This is a genomic window from Flavobacterium mekongense (assembly GCF_047038255.1).
GTDB lineage: Bacteria > Bacteroidota > Bacteroidia > Flavobacteriales > Flavobacteriaceae > Flavobacterium > Flavobacterium mekongense.
The window spans coordinates 957,811-974,286 of the sequence record NZ_CP174374.1 but is presented as its reverse complement, the minus strand read 5'-3'; the positions used below and the strand labels follow the sequence as shown (position 1 = coordinate 974,286).

Below are 16,476 nucleotides of genomic sequence, written 5' to 3'. Positions count from 1 at the left end.
TGATTTTTAAGTACTTAATTTGATTTTTCTAATTCTTCAATGTAGTAATTAGGAGAAAGTCCGGTTTGCTTTTTAAAAACACGAACTAAGGTGTTAGCATCTTTATAACCCACTTCTTCGGCTATAGCTTGTAAGGTATATTTGCGAAAATTGGGTGTATCAACTAACTTCTGAAGCACATAATGGATGCGCAACTCTTGGGTATATTCCGAAAAAGACTTTTGCATGACCTGATTGAAATATTGCGACAAATAGGCCGTATTGGTATTTAATTTTTTGGCTACAAACGCCAACTTGAAATTCGGGTCTAAAAAGGCTTCTTTCTGCTCCAGCTTCTTCAATCCTGAAGACAATTTTTCGATGAGTTCACCATCAATAACTTGTTTAGGCTGAACCCCAGTTGCTGAAGGATGGATAGCTGTTGTATGAATCTCCGTAACCTTAGATTCCTTTAAGTCTTGAATGATTTGTAAAAATCGATGGTGCTTTTCTTTTTGCTTTTTGTAATAACTATAAAAGCTGAAAACAACCACAACCAAAACAATCAAAATACTAAAAAGGAAAATCTTAAAATAGTTCTTTGAAGCGATAATTTTGTTGGATTCTTCTTTGATAATATTCAAGTCATAGTTGTGTAGAAAATTCAAAGATTTATTCTTAATTCCTTCAATGGATTGAATTAACGCCAAACTCTTTTGGGCATACAGATAAGCATTTTTATTGTCATTGTTGGCACTGTAACATTGTGTCATAATGTTGTAGGCCATCAATAGATTTTCTTTAGACACTTTAGTGATTTGATAACTTTTGATGAATTTATTACAGTAATAAAAGGCTGAATCTGTTTTTTTTAAATGGTGAAAACAATCAGCCATTCCTAAATCAAACAACTGTACCGTTCTTATATTCTCATTAATAACCTTATAGCTTTTTCCTTTCCTGTACAAAGACAAGGATTTGGCGTAATTGCCCGCCAAGGCAGCACTTTTGGCCTCACGCATGAACAACAATGCTTTGGTGTATTCAGGATAAAAGTTTTCTTGCAGTAACATTTTGGCTGCTATTGTAAAGTGGTGATTTGCGGAATCCAAAAAAATAGGATTCTTCGACTGTATGTAGTACTGTTGATATGCTTCCCCAATGAAGTTGTATTTATCCGCAAATAATTTTTTATTCATTGCTTTTTTTTCGCCTACGCCTAACTTGAGGTGTGGCGATGTTTTTAATTCTCTCTTCAACAATGCGATTCCATTAACATAATCGCCCATGGCTACTTTTATCAAGCCGTATTGCTCATTAAAGCGATTGTTCGGTAAACGCTTTTTATATTTATCCAGATAAAACAGGGCCGAGTCATACTCTCCTAAATTCTTGTGGAGGTAAAAAAGTTTGTTGACACACATGCCTACTAAATCTTGGTGCACTTTGCTCGACTCAGGAATGTCGCTTTTTTCTATATCTTCAATAAGTGAGATGAGCAGTTTTCGGGAATGTGCAAACTCTGATTTATTGTAAAAGTAATTGGCTACATAATATTTACCGTAGAAACTAAACAGTTCGTCCTTATCCTTACTAATTTCGATAGCTTCAGTATAAGCTTTATCAGGATTAGAGATAAGCAGTTCTTGTATACTTCGGGTTCTTTTAATTTGAAATTCATTTAATTCCTGAGCCAACACCGAGGAAAAAGACAGTAGTAGGAGACAATGACAGATAATTTTATACATGGGGAAACTGAAAAATGCTACACACTTTAAACCGCTAAAATAAATAATAAACTATTGTTTTTATCAATTACAAGCAATAATCATTTTTATTTTCACCGCTATTGTTTAGAATTTCTAAGCATATGAATAAAAAAATCCCGTCTCGTTTACAACAAGACGGGATTTAGATATATATAGGCGCCTCATCCGAGGCAGGTAGAAACCCTAAAGCTCTAAAGCTTTCTTAGGGTTGTTATTCATCAAAATTTCTACCGGATTTTCTAACGCTTCTTTTACCGCTACTAAGAATCCAACCGACTCACGTCCGTCGATGATTCTGTGGTCATACGATAAAGCAACGTACATCACCGGAGCGATTACGATTTGTCCGTTTCTAACGATAGGTCTTTCCACTACGTTGTGCATGCCTAAAATTCCCGATTGTGGCGGGTTGATGATTGGCGTACTCAACATACTTCCGAAAACACCACCATTAGAAATGGTAAAGGTTCCGCCGGTCATTTCGTCAACGGTTATTTGTCCGTCACGAGCTCTTAAGGCTAAGCGCTTGATTTCGGCTTCTACACCTCTGAATGATAAGGTTTCGGCATTCCTCATAACCGGTACCATCAAGCCTTTCGGTCCGGAAACGGCAACTGAAATATCACAGAAATCATAAGAGATTTTCTCTTGTCCGTCGATCATTGAGTTCACATCCGGATATAATTGTAATGCACGAGTAACCGCTTTGGTAAAGAACGACATAAAGCCTAATCCTAAACCGTGCTTGGCTTTGAACTCTTCTTTGTATTGATCACGCAATGCGTAGATGTTGGTCATATCCACCTCGTTGAACGTAGTTAACATCGCGGTTTCGTTTTTAGCCGACACTAATCTTTCGGCTACTTTACGACGCAACATCGACAATTTGGTTCTTTCGGTACCACGATTACCCCCGGTTGGCGTTCCCATTGATGGCACAGCGTTTACCGCATCTTCTTTGGTAATGCGTCCGCCTTTTCCGGTTCCTACTATATCGGACGGTTGGATGTTTTTTTCTTCTAATATTTTACGAGCTGCCGGGGAAGGTGTTTGAGCCGCATAAGTAGTGGCCGGAGCCGGAGCTGCCTTTGGTGCTTCAGCTTTTTTCTCTTCTGCTTTTGGAGCTTCTACTGCTGCCGGTTTGGCTTCTGCAACCGGAGCATTTCCGCTTGGTTTAGCGGCACCGGTATCGATTAAACAAACCACTGCGCCTACGGCTACTGCGTCACCTTCTGAAGCTTTCAGGGTAATGATACCACTGGCTTCTGCCGGTAATTCTAGGGTAGCTTTATCAGAATCTACCTCAGCGATGGCTTGGTCTTTTTCTACATAATCACCGTCTTGTACTAACCAAGTGGCAATTTCTACTTCTTTAATCGATTCTCCCGGTGAAGGGACTTTCATTTCTAAAATCATGCTCTTTTAGTTTAAAAGTTTATTAAGTTTAAGTGTTCAAAGTTGTTCTTTTTAAAACACTCTTTTCGTTTAATGTGTGCGTCACTAGCCCCGATTGCAATGAAAATCCTCGAAGAGATTGTAATGGAAAGCGGGATTAAGCTCCAAATTATCTAAATAAATTCTTGTCAAATACCATTCTAATCGCATCGGCATGACGTCTTCTGTCGCGCGTGTGACTTCCGGCTGCCGGTGCAGCGTAAGCTTTTAACGAAGCCAATCGCCATGGCACCAAGTCGAAATTCATCAACATATAGCTGTAAGCTCCCATGTTTTTCGGTTCTTCTTGTGCCCAAACGAAATCGTCTGCATTAGGGTAACTCGCAATCACTTCTTTTAACTGTGCTGTCGGTAACGGGAACAACTGCTCGATGCGTACCAAAGCTACGTCATTTCTGCCTAAGTTTTCTCTTTCGGCTAAAATATCATAATAGAATTTTCCGGTACAGAATACTACGGTTTTTACTTTTTTCTTGTCGATGGACGCGTCATCAATCACTTCTTGGAATTGACCGTTGTACAATGCTTCACGAGTGGAAACGCATAATGGGTGACGCAACAAACTCTTAGGCGAGAATACTACCAAAGGTTTGCGGAATTTGGTCTTCATTTGGCGACGCAACAGGTGGAAGAAGTTGGCCGGCGTAGTACAATCGGCTACATACATATTGTGTCTGGCACACAATTGTAAATAACGCTCCATACGCGCTGAGGAGTGTTCGGCACCTTGTCCTTCATATCCGTGAGGCAACAACAATACGATACCGTTTTGGTTGTTCCATTTGTCTTCGCCACAGGAAATGTATTGGTCGATCATGATTTGGGCACCATTAGAGAAATCTCCAAACTGTGCTTCCCAAATGGTTAAGGCATTCGGATTGGCTAAAGCGTAACCGTAGTCAAATCCTAAAACACCATATTCAGAAAGGAAAGAGTTGAACACGTTGAACTTTCCTTTTTTATCTTTTAAAGCGTTTAATAAAATTACCTCTTCCTCGCTGTCTTCTACCTTCACTACAGCGTGACGGTGCGAGAAAGTTCCTCGCTCTACGTCTTGTCCTGACAAACGAATATCGTAACCTTCGGTGAGTAACGAACCGTAAGCTAAGGCTTCGGCAGTTCCCCAATCGATAGCGTCGTTGTCATACATGGCTTTTCTATCTGTAACGATTTTAGTAATCTTACTGATGAATTTTTTGTCGGCCGGCAACGTGGAAATGGTTTCTAAGATGACATCTAATTTCTTTTTATCAAAAGTAGTGTCGACTTTCTTCAACATTTCATCATCGGAAACCTGAACAAAACCTTTCCATTCATCCTGCATAAAAGGCTTGATGATGGTCAGATCTTTTTTGCGGGAAGCTTGTAGATTTTCATCCAGCTTGGCTTTGTATTCATTTTCTATTTTGGTCACAAACGCAGCATCAACGATACCGGCTGTGATTAATTTTTCAGCGTAAATATCTCTCGGATTTTTGTGACGAGCGATTAATTTGTACAATAACGGCTGGGTAAAACGAGGTTCATCACCTTCATTGTGACCATATTTTCTGTAGCCTAACAAATCGATGAATACGTCTCTTCCGAACTGCATACGGAAATCTAGGGCGAACAACATGGCGTGCACTACAGCTTCAGCATCATCGGCATTCACATGCAATACAGGCGATAAAGTTACTTTGGCGATATCGGTACAATACGTAGACGAACGCGCGTCTAAGTAGTTAGTGGTAAATCCAACTTGATTGTTGATGACAATGTGAATGGTTCCACCGGTTTTATAGCCGTCTAATTGCGCCATTTGAACAATTTCGTAAACGATTCCTTGTCCGGCTACAGCGGCATCACCGTGAACAGCGATAGGCAATACTTTAGAGAAATCGTTCGGGAAATATTTGTCTTGTTTGGCTCGGGTAATTCCTTCAATTACGGCACCAACGGTTTCCAAATGCGATGGATTAGGCGCTAAGTTGATATTGATTTTTTTGCCCGATTGGGTTTTTCTTTCTGAGGTTAATCCTAAGTGGTATTTTACGTCGCCGTCAAAGTATTCTTTATCGTAATCTTTGCCGTCAAATTCGGAGAAAATGTCTTGGGTTGCTTTTCCGAAAATGTTCGCCAACGTATTCAAACGCCCTCGGTGCGCCATACCCATAACGAAATGCTCAACCCCTTTTTCGGCTGCGGCTTCAATCAAAGCGTCTAATGCCGGTATGATACTTTCACCACCTTCCAGAGAGAAACGCTTTTGCCCAACGTATTTGGTGTGCAAAAAGTTTTCAAAAGAAACCGCTTCATTCAATTTGCTTAAAATGTGTTTCTTTTGGTTGGCATCAAAATCAGGTTGGTTGTCATTTTTATTGATTCGCTCTTGGACCCAATTTACATAAATCGGGTTTTCCATGTGCATGTATTCGATACCGATATGTTGGCAGTACATGCTTTTTAAGTGCGATAATATTTGTTTTAAAGTGGAAGGTTGTTTTCCTAAAACTTTGGCGGCATCAAACACCGTATCCATGTCGGCTGCTGTTAAACCGAAATTTTCAATGTCTAAATTCGGCTCATACACTCTTCTATCTCTCACCGGATTGGTTTGGGTAAACAAATGTCCGCGGGTTCTGTAACCGTCAATCAGCCTTAGCACATTGAATTCTTTTTGCAGTTTTTCAGAAACTCCGCTGTAGTCCTGATGGCCGTTTTCGGCACCCAAAGCTGCAGCTCCGGCTTGTTCTTCGTTGTAGGTAGTCATACCAAAATCGAACCCTTGAAAAAAGGCTCTCCAACTTGGCTCTACGCTATCGGGATTTTGAAGGTATTGTTCGTATAAATCGGCAAAAAATTCGGTGTGTGCTGCGTTTAAAAAGGAAAACCTATCCATGATTTTAGCTGTAAATATTCTTAGTATTAGAAAATCAGTTGCAAAAGTATGACATTTGTAATAATCTTTCAATCATTTTAGTATATTTATAACGCTAAATAAATATACACATTGCTATGCTAAAGAATACAGTTAAAACAGGCCGAAAATTACTACCCTTTCTACTGTTCCTGATGGTTCCGATTAGCGGATTTTCGCAAGAACAGACTTTACCCAAAGCTACAACGGACAGTTTTTGGAATCATGTACAATTTGGCGGTGGATTTGGCTTGGCCATCGGTAATGATTTTACGGATATAACCGTGGCACCAAGTGCCATTTATAACTTCAACGAACACTTTGCATTGGGATCCGGGTTACAATACAGCCGCTTAAAGCAAAAGAATTTTTACGATTCTAATGTAGTTGGCGGCACACTTATCGGTTTGTTTAATCCGATAGAGGAAATTCAGCTTTCGCTGGAATTGGAGCAAGTGCATGTTAACACTACTTACACCGATTTGTACGACAACGTTAAACGTAGTTTTTGGAACACCGGTTTGTATGTTGGCGGTGGCTATAGAGCAGATAATGTGACTATCGGCGCCCGTTTTAATTTACTTTTTGACAAAGACAAAGATTTGTATGGCGATGCGTTGATGCCTTTTGTTAGAATTTATTTTTAGGAGATGAAAAAACTATTTTGCTTCTCGTTTTTACTGCTAAATTTTATAGGATTTTCTCAGCAACCGGTTTCGTTGGTATTAGGAAAATCCAACCATAATTTTACGACCAGTTCTTCTTCACCCAATCTAAAGGGCATTTCTTTTGGTTTGAATCTTTCAGACCGTAAAAATTACACCAACAAGTATTGGCTTACTTTTTACAATCCGATGACACAAATGAATGACCATTATGTTAATGTAGGTGAAGAGTATTATTTGAGCAATACTAAGTCGTTTCCGATTTATAATTTTGAGGGAACAAAAATAGATTCATTCAACCCAAATGGAGCCTGCGACCTTGGAAGCGGCCTTGTTAATGGCTTGATAAACCTGCTTTTTGAAAAGTTTTAATAGCGATTTCTAAACCAAACCTTCATCCATTCTCTTCGCAAAATTAAATAGGCGATTTGCTGGGACAATTCAGCTGTATCCATGCCTTGAAGCTGTTTGATGTTTTCTTCCGGAACATCGATAATGTAAAGTAAATTGAGTAATTCGGTGTATTTGTACTGAATCAAACGATAGATTTTTTCATGCAATTGCACCTTCAATTCATCAGGTGTAGTGCTTTGCGGAAAATCAACGGCTTCATTGGCAAAATTGAAATCCTTGTTGAGTTGCTCTATGAGTTTTGAGTACAAGTTTTCTTTCTCGGCCTCGGAGAGTAATTGGTCAGTATTAATTGGCGCTACAAACAAATTGAAGGAAGATTTAAGATTAACGATTTAAGATGGCAGATGGATTCTCGATTAACAAAGATAGCAATTCTTAAATCTTCAATCAGCAATCTACATTCTTCAATCTACACCTTTCTACTCATCAACTTGTTTCCGAAAGCTTTTAAAATGATTTTCTTATCTTCGCTGATGTTCATTTTATCGAGCGTTTGGAAGGCTTTTAAAGTAAAATCTTGTATGGCTTGTTGTGTAGCGGCATCGGCTCCGGTTTGGGTAAAAATTTGTTTTACCGACTGAATTTTATCCGTATTATCAGTTGGATGAATGGAAAACAAATGTAACAATTGCTCTTTCTCTTCGGCTTTGGAAAACTCTAAGGCTTTCAGGTACAAATATGTTTTTTTGTTTTCGATGATATCGCCACCCACTTGTTTTCCAAAAGTTTCCGGATCACCAAAAGCGTCTAAATAATCGTCTTGCAATTGAAAGGCAATGCCCAGATTTAATCCGAAATCGTATATAGCATCCGCATTTTCGGTTGAAGTCTCGGCTACTATCGCACCCATTTTCATCGCAGCACCAACCAAAACAGCGGTTTTATACTCAATCATTTTAAGGTATTCCGGAATGGTTACATCATCACGTGTTTCGAAGTCAACATCGTATTGCTGGCCTTCACAGACCTCCAAAGCCGTTTTGCTGAACAACTTAGCCAAATCTCTGAAGACTTTTGGTTCGTAATTTTCAAAAAATTGATAGGCCAAAATCAGCATCGCATCGCCGGAAAGGATACCGGTGTTCAAATCCCACTTTTCGTGTACCGTTTCGTTACCTCTTCGCAAGGGTGCATCATCCATTATATCATCGTGTATCAACGAAAAATTATGAAACACTTCAACTGCCGTAGCCGCCGGGATAGCCTTTTCGCAATCAACATCAAAAACTTCTGTAGCCATTAACGTTAATACCGGACGCAGCCTTTTGCCGCCGAGTGACAAGATGTAACGGATTGGTTCGTATAAATTATTAGGCTCTTTAGTTAGGTTTAAAGCCTTAAAGTGTGCTTGGATAATGTCTTGATATTGTGAGATGGCTCGCATGTACTGGTATTTATTTGTTGGCTTCAGAAGTTGATCTCTGAGTGGGCTAATTTAGGGTATTATTACTGCTTTACAAAAAAGCTGATTTTGATGCAATGTTAAATTTACGTTAATACTTTGGAAACTATTTTAGTGTTAAAAGTTTCCGTTTTACATTTGCGCCATAATTTTTAACATTCTCATGAAAGATAAAATCATCAAAAAAGCAACGGACATGTTCTTGAAATTAGGTTTCAAGAGTGTAACGATGGATGATATAGCCTGTGAAATGTGCATTTCTAAAAAAACAATTTACAAATATTTCAGCAACAAAGAAAAACTAATTGAAGAAGGTACAGAAGTGGTTCACCAAAAAATCCATGCCATGATGGATGAAGTAATGGCTCAAAACCACAATGCCATAGCTGAAAATTTTCAAATGCGAGAAATGTTCAAACAAATGTTTCAATCCTTTGATCAGTCGCCGGCTTATCAACTCAAAAAGCATTATCCTGAGATTTACGAAAAAATGATGGCTAATGAAATTGAAGATTGCAGTCACATGTTTCGCCAAAACATCGAAAAAGGAATAGCCGAAGGTTTGTACCGAAAAGAAACCGATGTAGAAGCAGCCGTAAAATTTTATTACACGCTTATTTTTTCCATCAACGAAAACACCATGTTGGAAAAAGACGCTTATGAATTAGAACTTAAAGCTTTGGAATATCATACCAGAGCCATTGCCACTCCGGAAGGCATTATTGAACTCGAAAAACATTTACAATTATTTACATAATCATCAATCCATGAAACAGAACATCATAATTACTTTGCTCTTGCTCGTGAATAGCTTACTTGCCCAAGAAAAAAAGGAAAGCTATTCTTTTAGCCTGCAACAGGCCATTGACCATGCTATTCAACACAACTATTCGGCTATCAATGCCAATAGAGACATTGAAGCAGCCAAACAAAAAAAATGGGAAACTACAGCCAGCGGTTTACCTCAAATTAATGCCGGCGTTGACTACCAAAATAACTTTGAATTGCAAAAATCTGTGGTTCCGGCCGAGTTCTTCGGAGGAAATCCGGGTGAATTTGCAACGGTAGCTTTCGGCACCAAACACAACATGACGGCGCGTTCAACTTTAAGCCAACTTATTTTTGACGGTTCCTACATAGTAGCGCTCCAGGCTTCAAAAACCTATTTGAAGTACTACGAAAATGCCAAAGTAAAAACCAACTCAGAAATTCGAGAATTGGTCATCAATGCTTATGGTAACGTATTGTTAGCCCAAGAAAGTATCAGTATTTTGGAGAAGAACAAGGCTACCTTAACCAAAACGTTGTTTGATACTGAGCAAACCTACAAAAACGGTTTAATTGAAGAAGAAAACGTAGAGCAACTTCAAATTACTTTGGCCACCATCAACAGTAACCTGAACAATACCAAAAGATTATTGGACGTAGCTAATAAAATGTTGAAGTTTACCTTAGGCATCGACATCAACGCTGAACTTACACTAACTGACAAGTTAGACAGTCTTTCAGGTTCTAATTTGGACTTGGCTTTCAGTCAGAGTGAATTTGCAGTAACCAACAACATCGATTACTTGATGGCGTCTAACTTCCAAGAACAAAAAACTTTAGAGTTAAAATTGGAGAGAAGCAAAGCCTTGCCGTCGTTGGCCGCTAATTTAAATTTTGGATACAATGCCTTTAACGACCAGTTTAAGTTTTTCCAAAAAGACCAAAGATGGTTGAACTACTCTAATCTAGGGATCAGTTTAAATGTGCCGATTTTCAGCAGCTTTGGCCGAAGCGCCAGGACGCAACAAGCCAAAATTGCCTTGGAACAAGCCAAAACTCAACTTACTGCTACCGAACAACAACTGAAATTACAATACGAAAAAGCCAAAAGCGAATTTGAGTTCAGTATTGAAGAATATGCCACTTCGAAAAGTAATTTGAACTTGGCGGAACGCATCGAGAAGAAACAACAAATCAAATTTGCCGAAGGATTATCTTCCAGTTTCGATTTCAGTGAAGCCCAAAGACAGTTGTACACCGCACAACAAAATTACTTACAATCGATGGTGAACATCATCAACAAAAAAGCAACTTTAGAAAAAATCATCAATAAAAACTAATCCATACAAACATGAAGAAGACACTTATACTTTCCCTTTTGGCCGTAATCCTTTACGCTTGCGGGAACAAAGAAAACGCCCAAAACGTAGACGAACTGATTGCAGCGAAAAACGTAACGGCTTTACAAGCCAAAAAAACAGCTTTACAGGGAGAAATTGCTAAAATTGAAGAAGCTTTGGCTTCTTTAGACGTGAAAAAAGAAGAAGCCTTAGTAGCCGTAAAAACGGTAAAAGACACTGTGTTTACACATTATTTGGACATCCAAGGAAGTGTAAATACTAAAGAGAATATTTTAATCCAACCGGAATACAGCGGTACTTTGACCTCATTAACGGTTAAAGCCGGACAAAAAGTAGCCAAAGGACAAATCTTAGGTCGCGTAGACGATGCCGGTATGAGTCAGCAATTGGCCAGCGCCGAAAACCAATACGCCTTAGCCAAAACTACTTTTGAAAGACAAAAAAATCTTTGGGATAAAAAAATTGGTTCCGAGATTCAGTACTTACAAGCCCAAACACAAATGGTTTCTGCCCAAAAAGCAGTAGCTCAAATCAAAGCCCAATTGGCCAAAACGGTTATCCGCGCGCCATTTACCGGAACCATCGATGAAGTTTTTGTGGAAAAAGGCGAAGTGGTAGCACCTAGCCAACAAGGATTAATGCGTATTGTTAACTTGAGTAATATGTATGTTTCCACCACAGTACCTGAAACGTATATCGGAAAATTAAAAATCGGAACCGAAGTAGATGTATTCTTGTCCTCGTTGGGAAAAACCTATAAAGGAAAAGTACGTCAGGTTGGGAATTTCATCAACCCTAACAACCGTAGCTTCGGAATTGAAGTAAGCGTACCAAATCCGGAAAACTTGCTTAGACCAAATCAGGTAGCTAAGTTAAAAATCATCGATTATGTAAACAAAGAAGCTACTGTAGTGCCAACCGGTATCATCCAAGAGGACGGAGACGGAGCCAAATTCATTTACACTGTAGAAAACAGCAACGGCAAAACCGGAACGGCTAAAAAAGTAATCGTTACTACCGGAAAATCTTCGGATAATGTAACCGAAATCCTAAGCGGTCTTGCACCTAACACCATCATTGTTACGGATGGTATCAACAACATCTCGGACGGAATGAAACTTAATTTCTAAAATCGTTACAGGTTCTAAGTTTTAAGTTCTGGGTTGTTCTCAATCTTTAACTTATAACTTATAACTCATAACTTATAACTAAACTATATGTCACATCAAAATAAAGAATTCGGAATATCAAGTTGGGCGATAGACAATAGAGTAACAGTATACATTTTCACTTTACTTATTGTGGTTACCGGTTTGATTGCCTATGTAACCATGCCCCGTGAAGATTTCCCTGAAATCATCGAAAATAAGGTATACGTTTCTTCTGTTTTCCCCGGAAACTCGGCTGAAGACGTAGAAAAACTGATCATCAAACCACTGGAAAAAGAATTCAAAAACATCAGTGGAATTGAAAAAATTACCGCCAGCTCTTTCCAAGATTACGGAATGATTATAGTGGAATTTGGTGATAAAGTGGGCATTGAAGAAGCCAAAACCAAAATCAAAGACAAGGTTGATATTGTAAAAGCCGATACCGATTGGCCGAACTTAGACAACGGCAGTAAAGTAGAACCAAGTGTTTTTGAGTTGAACATTTCGGAAGAAGTGCCGATTTTGAACATCAACTTAAAAGGAAACTACACCACGCAACAACTTAAAAAATACGGTGAATTGCTTCAAGACGATATTGAAGAAATTGCCGAAGTGAAAAAAGTGGACATCTTAGGGGTTGACGACAAAGAAGTGGAAATTGCAGTTGACATCTTCAAAATGACCGCTGCCCAAGTCTCTTTCGACGACATCCAAAATGCGGTGAAATATGAAAACATGACACTTTCGGGCGGAAACTTAATTTCTCAAGGGTCGCGTAACAATATCCGAATCGTGGGGGAAATTAAAGATCCTAAAGAACTGGAAAATGTAATCGTAAAATCATACGGCGGTTCGGTGTACTTAAAAGACATTGCCAAAGTAAGTTTTAAAGAAAAAGAAAAAACCACTTTCGCCCGTGAAAAAGGGAAAGAAGTAGTGATGTTGAACGTAAAAAAACGTTCCGGACAAAACATGATTTCGGCTATTGAGCAAGTGAAAGAAAGAATCAAATTAGCACAAGAAAATTACTTGCCGAAAGATTTGAAAATCGACTTGACCAACGACCAATCATCGCGCGTAGAACACCAAGTTGACGAGCTTTCCAACCACATTATCTTCGGAATTGTATTGGTAATGATTGTATTGATGTTTACCATGGGATTGCGCAACTCATTGTTTGTTGGTGCTGCCATTCCGTTATCCATGTTGATGGCTTTCACCATTTTATCAGCCTTTGGCATGACCTTAAACACTATGGTATTGTTTGGTTTGGTTATGGGATTAGGAATGTTGGTTGACGACGGTATTGTGGTGGTAGACAACGTTTTTGCCAATATGAAAAAAGGCATGCCGCGTGTACAAGCCTCGAAAATCGGTATTGGGGAAATCGCCTGGCCGGTAATTTCTTCGACCGCTACAACCTTAATGGCGTTTTTACCTTTCGCATTGTGGCCGGGTACTATGGGTAAATTCATGATTTACTTCCCGTTAACCCTTTCGGTTACGTTGGGTGCGTCATTATTTGTAGCGATGATTGTAAACGCTGCCATGACCGGAGGTTCGATGGATATTGAAGATAGAAATGTAACCAATCGTTCGGCTAAAACATACTCTATTATCTTCGGAATCATAGGCGTTATTTTTGTGATAATCGGTAATGTTTACGATTCAAAACTAGGCAGAGGTATCGGACATTTGGCTTTAATTGCTTTGGGATTGATGTGGTTGTACAAATGGAAATTATACCAATGGACACAAGATTTCCAACACGATTTCTTCCCAAGAATGGAAGAAAAATACAAAGCTTTCTTAGCCAAAATACTAACCGGAAGAAACGCTTGGTATGCCCTTGGTGGTATCATTGCAATGTTATTCTTATCGTTTATCTTGTTGGGTATTTTCCCGAGAAAGGTATTGTTCTTCCCGGATAATATTCCGAATCAAGCTATCGTATATATTGAATATCCGCAAGGAACCGATATTGAAAAAACCAACAAGGCTACCTTATTTGTAGAAAAACAGGTTATCAGTATTTTGAGCAAATATGTAGATGAAAAAAATCCTAATGAAAATTTCTTAGCTGAAAGTATCGTTTCACAAGTTGGGGTTGGTGCGGGAAATCCGAATGTAGATGCGGGTTCGGCCTCTGAAACTCCTTTCAAAGGAAAAGTAACGGTGAACTTCTCGGAGTTTAAATTCCGTCGTGGCGTAAATACCTCTGATGTTTTAGAAGAAATTCGAAGCAAAGTAAAAGGTATAGCCGGAGCTATCGTAACCGTTGAAAAAGATGCCAATGGTCCGCCGGCAGGTTATCCGATCAGTATCCAATTAACGGGTTCTAACTATGACCAAATGTTAGTAGAAGCCGATAAAATGATGGCTTTCATCAACAGCAAAAACATTCCGGGTATCGAGAAATTGAGTGTGGATGTAAACAAACAAAGTCCGGAATTAGAAGTGATAGTCGACCGTGTTAACGCCGGAAGTACCGGAGTTTCTACAGGACAATTAGGATTCAATTTGCGTCGTTCGGTATACGGACAAGAGATTTCGACTTACAAAGAAGGTGATGACGATTACAACATAGTGGTTAGAATGCAGGAAGACCAACGTAAAAACGAAAATGTCTTGTTCAACCAATCATTGACCTTTAGAAATCAAAACAACGGTCAAATGATGCAAGTGCCGATTTCGGCGGTTTCTAAAACAGAGAAAACTTATACATATAACCAAATCAAACGCAAAGGATACAAACGCATCATGACGATTTATTCCAACGTATTGACCGGTTATAACGGAGACGAAATTACCAAGCAAATCGCTACCGAATTGAAAGGGTATAATTTGCCTAAAGGTATCACCTACTCGTTCTCGGGTGTTCAGGAAGAGCAAGGCAAAAACCAAAGTTTCTTGATGTATGCATTGTTCTTGGCCATGGCCGGAATCACCATTATCATTGTGTTACAGTTCAACTCAGTTTCTAAAACCATCGTGATTTTATTCACTGTATTGCTGAGTTTCAGTGGTGTATTCTATGGTTACGTAATTGCCAATATGGATTTCGTAATCCTAATGACCATGATGGGAATCATCTCACTGGCGGGAATTGTAGTGAAGAACGGTATTGTGTTAATGGACTTCTTCGTGTTGCTCTTAGACCAAAAAGTACGCGAAAAAGAAGTAGAATCGCATGACGATTTGAACTTAGACGAAATTAAAGAAGTGATTATCGAAAGTGGAAAATCACGTTTGCGTCCGGTATTGTTAACCGCCTTAACTGCAGTATTAGGTTTGATTCCGTTAGCCATTGGATTGAACTTCGACTTCTTCGGATTGGTAACCGATTTGAACCCGCACTTGTATATGGGTGGTGACAACGTAATTTTCTGGGGACCATTGGCTTGGACCATCATCTTCGGATTGACTTATGCCACTATCCTAACCTTAGTGATGGTGCCGGTAATGTTCTTCTTAGTAAAACGTACCAAATATTGGTTGCGCGACCGCAGATTGGCACGTAAAGCTTTGGAAGCATAATTTCAGATTTTTTAAAAAAGGAAAAAGGAACTCGATTTTGAGTTCCTTTTTTTATATTGCGAAAATTTTATCCGATGAAAAAAACACTTTTATTGCTCGTATTAGTAGCATTCTCCTGCGATGTGAAGGAAGAATTTAAAACCATAACCATTTCCGACAAATACTCGCTGGACATTCCGGATAGTTTTGAAAAAGCAGACAATTTGAATGATGAAGCTTCTTTGCAATACCAAAATGCTTTAAAAGAATTTTATGTAATTGTTATGGATGAACCCAAAGAAACTTTTGACACTGCTGTTACACAATACCAAGTAGATATGACACCCGATTTAGAAGGGTATTATAAAGCCATCCAACTGAATTTGAAAAATGCCATCAAGAACATCAAAATCTTTAATGAAAAAAACACTGAAATCAATGGCAGAAAAGCTAAAATATTTTCCATCACCGGAAATGTAGAAGGCTATGATATTTTTTATCGCTATGCTTTAGTACAAGGCAAAAAAGATTATTACCAAATCATGTTATGGACCGAACAAAAGAATGGTGATCACTATTTGTCAACTATGGACCAATCCATCAATTCTTTCAAGGAATTAATCCGACACGATAAATTATACAAAGGACAATAAAAAAAGGACTTCAATTGAAGTCCTTTTTTTATTGATTGCCGTAAAAGCAATTTATTTGTTTACTATAGCTTGTTGCGTCCACGACTTAACAGCAGCCACACGGCTGTCTGAATAATCCACTTCACTTAAAGTATTGTCGTTCCAGAAAAACCATTTTCCGGATTTGGTGCCGTTTACATATTCACCAATAGATTTTTTATTGCCTTGCTCGTCGAATGCAATCCACTGACCGGTTAACTTACCATCTTTAAAATATCCTTGTTGTTGTACTTTACCATTATCGTAATAATAAGTAGCCTTAACCAAATTTCCTTCTTGTTCTAAAACCGGCTTAGTGGTTTGGGCAAAACCAACTCCTACCAGTAAAAACGCTCCCAAAATCAATATCTTTTTCATAATCGTAGGTTTTAATTGTTTACATTATAGAAACAAATATAGATATTA

The 16,476-nt window shown here is 38.7% G+C and carries 13 protein-coding genes; 7 read left to right on the top strand and 6 right to left on the bottom strand.

Annotation, left to right across the window (positions count from 1 at the left end; genetic code table 11):
- Positions 1 to 14 precede the first annotated feature (14 nt).
- From ACJG85_RS04115 to ACJG85_RS04105, 3 genes are all read right to left on the bottom strand, one after another.
- The gene (locus tag ACJG85_RS04115; RefSeq protein WP_412464944.1) at positions 15 to 1,727 is read right to left on the bottom strand and encodes a helix-turn-helix domain-containing protein; all 1,713 of its coding nucleotides are present in this window, start codon (positions 1,725 to 1,727) and stop codon (positions 15 to 17) included.
- A gap of 204 nt (positions 1,728 to 1,931) precedes the next feature.
- Entirely contained in the window at positions 1,932 to 3,164 is a 1,233-nt protein-coding gene (gene odhB, locus ACJG85_RS04110) for a 2-oxoglutarate dehydrogenase complex dihydrolipoyllysine-residue succinyltransferase (RefSeq protein WP_412476990.1), read from the bottom strand.
- Positions 3,165 to 3,312: 148 nt separating this feature from the next.
- Positions 3,313 to 6,084 (bottom strand): 2-oxoglutarate dehydrogenase E1 component, encoded by a 2,772-nt coding sequence (locus ACJG85_RS04105; RefSeq protein ID WP_412476989.1) that lies wholly within the window; start codon positions 6,082 to 6,084, stop codon positions 3,313 to 3,315.
- A 116-nt stretch (positions 6,085 to 6,200) separates the two neighbouring features.
- On the opposite strand from ACJG85_RS04105, the gene ACJG85_RS04100 reads away from it, so the two are divergent.
- A complete protein-coding gene (locus ACJG85_RS04100; RefSeq protein ID WP_409675882.1) occupies positions 6,201 to 6,749 on the top strand; it encodes a hypothetical protein in 549 nt (182 codons plus the stop codon).
- A 3-nt stretch (positions 6,750 to 6,752) separates the two neighbouring features.
- Positions 6,753 to 7,139, top strand: a complete 387-nt coding sequence (locus ACJG85_RS04095) for a hypothetical protein (protein WP_412464942.1) — start codon at positions 6,753 to 6,755, stop codon at positions 7,137 to 7,139.
- On the opposite strand, the gene ACJG85_RS04090 is transcribed toward ACJG85_RS04095, so the two are convergent.
- Together ACJG85_RS04090 and ACJG85_RS04085 are read right to left on the bottom strand one after the other, a co-directional pair.
- Positions 7,136 to 7,486 (bottom strand): hypothetical protein, encoded by a 351-nt coding sequence (locus ACJG85_RS04090; RefSeq protein ID WP_412464941.1) that lies wholly within the window; start codon positions 7,484 to 7,486, stop codon positions 7,136 to 7,138. The two genes, ACJG85_RS04095 and ACJG85_RS04090, sit on opposite strands and share 4 nt — an antisense overlap.
- Positions 7,487 to 7,590: 104 nt before the next feature.
- The gene (locus ACJG85_RS04085) at positions 7,591 to 8,565 is read right to left on the bottom strand and encodes a polyprenyl synthetase family protein (protein ID WP_412464940.1); all 975 of its coding nucleotides are present in this window, start codon (positions 8,563 to 8,565) and stop codon (positions 7,591 to 7,593) included.
- A 181-nt stretch (positions 8,566 to 8,746) separates the two neighbouring features.
- On the opposite strand from ACJG85_RS04085, the gene ACJG85_RS04080 reads away from it, so the two are divergent.
- The 5 genes from ACJG85_RS04080 to ACJG85_RS04060 all read left to right on the top strand — a co-directional run bounded on the left by ACJG85_RS04080 (position 8,747) and on the right by ACJG85_RS04060 (position 16,032).
- Positions 8,747 to 9,340, top strand: coding sequence for a TetR/AcrR family transcriptional regulator (locus ACJG85_RS04080; protein ID WP_409675870.1), 594 nt, complete (start codon positions 8,747 to 8,749; stop codon positions 9,338 to 9,340).
- Positions 9,341 to 9,350: 10 nt separating this feature from the next.
- Positions 9,351 to 10,691: a TolC family protein gene (locus ACJG85_RS04075; protein WP_412464939.1), complete on the top strand. Its 1,341-nt coding sequence runs from the start codon at positions 9,351 to 9,353 to the stop codon at positions 10,689 to 10,691.
- Positions 10,692 to 10,702: 11 nt separating this feature from the next.
- Positions 10,703 to 11,842 carry an efflux RND transporter periplasmic adaptor subunit gene (locus tag ACJG85_RS04070; protein WP_409675864.1) on the top strand — a complete coding sequence of 380 codons (1,140 nt, stop codon included), beginning with the start codon at positions 10,703 to 10,705 and terminating at the stop codon, positions 11,840 to 11,842.
- 87 nt (positions 11,843 to 11,929) lie between these two features.
- Complete coding sequence (locus ACJG85_RS04065; protein WP_409675861.1) at positions 11,930 to 15,400, top strand: efflux RND transporter permease subunit; 3,471 nt, start codon at positions 11,930 to 11,932, stop codon at positions 15,398 to 15,400.
- 74 nt (positions 15,401 to 15,474) lie between these two features.
- On the top strand, positions 15,475 to 16,032 hold the full coding sequence (locus ACJG85_RS04060; protein WP_412476988.1) for a hypothetical protein: 558 nt from the start codon (positions 15,475 to 15,477) through the stop codon (positions 16,030 to 16,032).
- Positions 16,033 to 16,083: 51 nt separating this feature from the next.
- Here ACJG85_RS04060 and ACJG85_RS04055 read toward each other — a convergent pair whose 3' ends face one another.
- Positions 16,084 to 16,428, bottom strand: coding sequence for a toxin-antitoxin system YwqK family antitoxin (locus ACJG85_RS04055; protein WP_409675855.1), 345 nt, complete (start codon positions 16,426 to 16,428; stop codon positions 16,084 to 16,086).
- Between the last annotated feature and the right edge of the window lie 48 nt (positions 16,429 to 16,476).

Excerpts from the sequence above, each read along its gene's own strand:
- ACJG85_RS04115 (WP_412464944.1), bottom strand. The coding sequence starts at position 1,727 with ATGTATAAAATTATCTGTCATTGTCTCCTACTACTGTCTTTTTCCTCG.
- odhB (WP_412476990.1), bottom strand. The coding sequence starts at position 3,164 with ATGATTTTAGAAATGAAAGTCCCTTCACCGGGAGAATCGATTAAAGAA.
- ACJG85_RS04105 (WP_412476989.1), bottom strand. The coding sequence starts at position 6,084 with ATGGATAGGTTTTCCTTTTTAAACGCAGCACACACCGAATTTTTTGCC.
- ACJG85_RS04100 (WP_409675882.1), top strand. The coding sequence starts at position 6,201 with ATGCTAAAGAATACAGTTAAAACAGGCCGAAAATTACTACCCTTTCTA.
- ACJG85_RS04095 (WP_412464942.1), top strand. The coding sequence starts at position 6,753 with ATGAAAAAACTATTTTGCTTCTCGTTTTTACTGCTAAATTTTATAGGA.
- ACJG85_RS04085 (WP_412464940.1), bottom strand. The coding sequence starts at position 8,565 with ATGCGAGCCATCTCACAATATCAAGACATTATCCAAGCACACTTTAAG.
- ACJG85_RS04080 (WP_409675870.1), top strand. The coding sequence starts at position 8,747 with ATGAAAGATAAAATCATCAAAAAAGCAACGGACATGTTCTTGAAATTA.
- ACJG85_RS04075 (WP_412464939.1), top strand. The coding sequence starts at position 9,351 with ATGAAACAGAACATCATAATTACTTTGCTCTTGCTCGTGAATAGCTTA.
- ACJG85_RS04070 (WP_409675864.1), top strand. The coding sequence starts at position 10,703 with ATGAAGAAGACACTTATACTTTCCCTTTTGGCCGTAATCCTTTACGCT.
- ACJG85_RS04065 (WP_409675861.1), top strand. The coding sequence starts at position 11,930 with ATGTCACATCAAAATAAAGAATTCGGAATATCAAGTTGGGCGATAGAC.
- ACJG85_RS04060 (WP_412476988.1), top strand. The coding sequence starts at position 15,475 with ATGAAAAAAACACTTTTATTGCTCGTATTAGTAGCATTCTCCTGCGAT.
- ACJG85_RS04055 (WP_409675855.1), bottom strand. The coding sequence starts at position 16,428 with ATGAAAAAGATATTGATTTTGGGAGCGTTTTTACTGGTAGGAGTTGGT.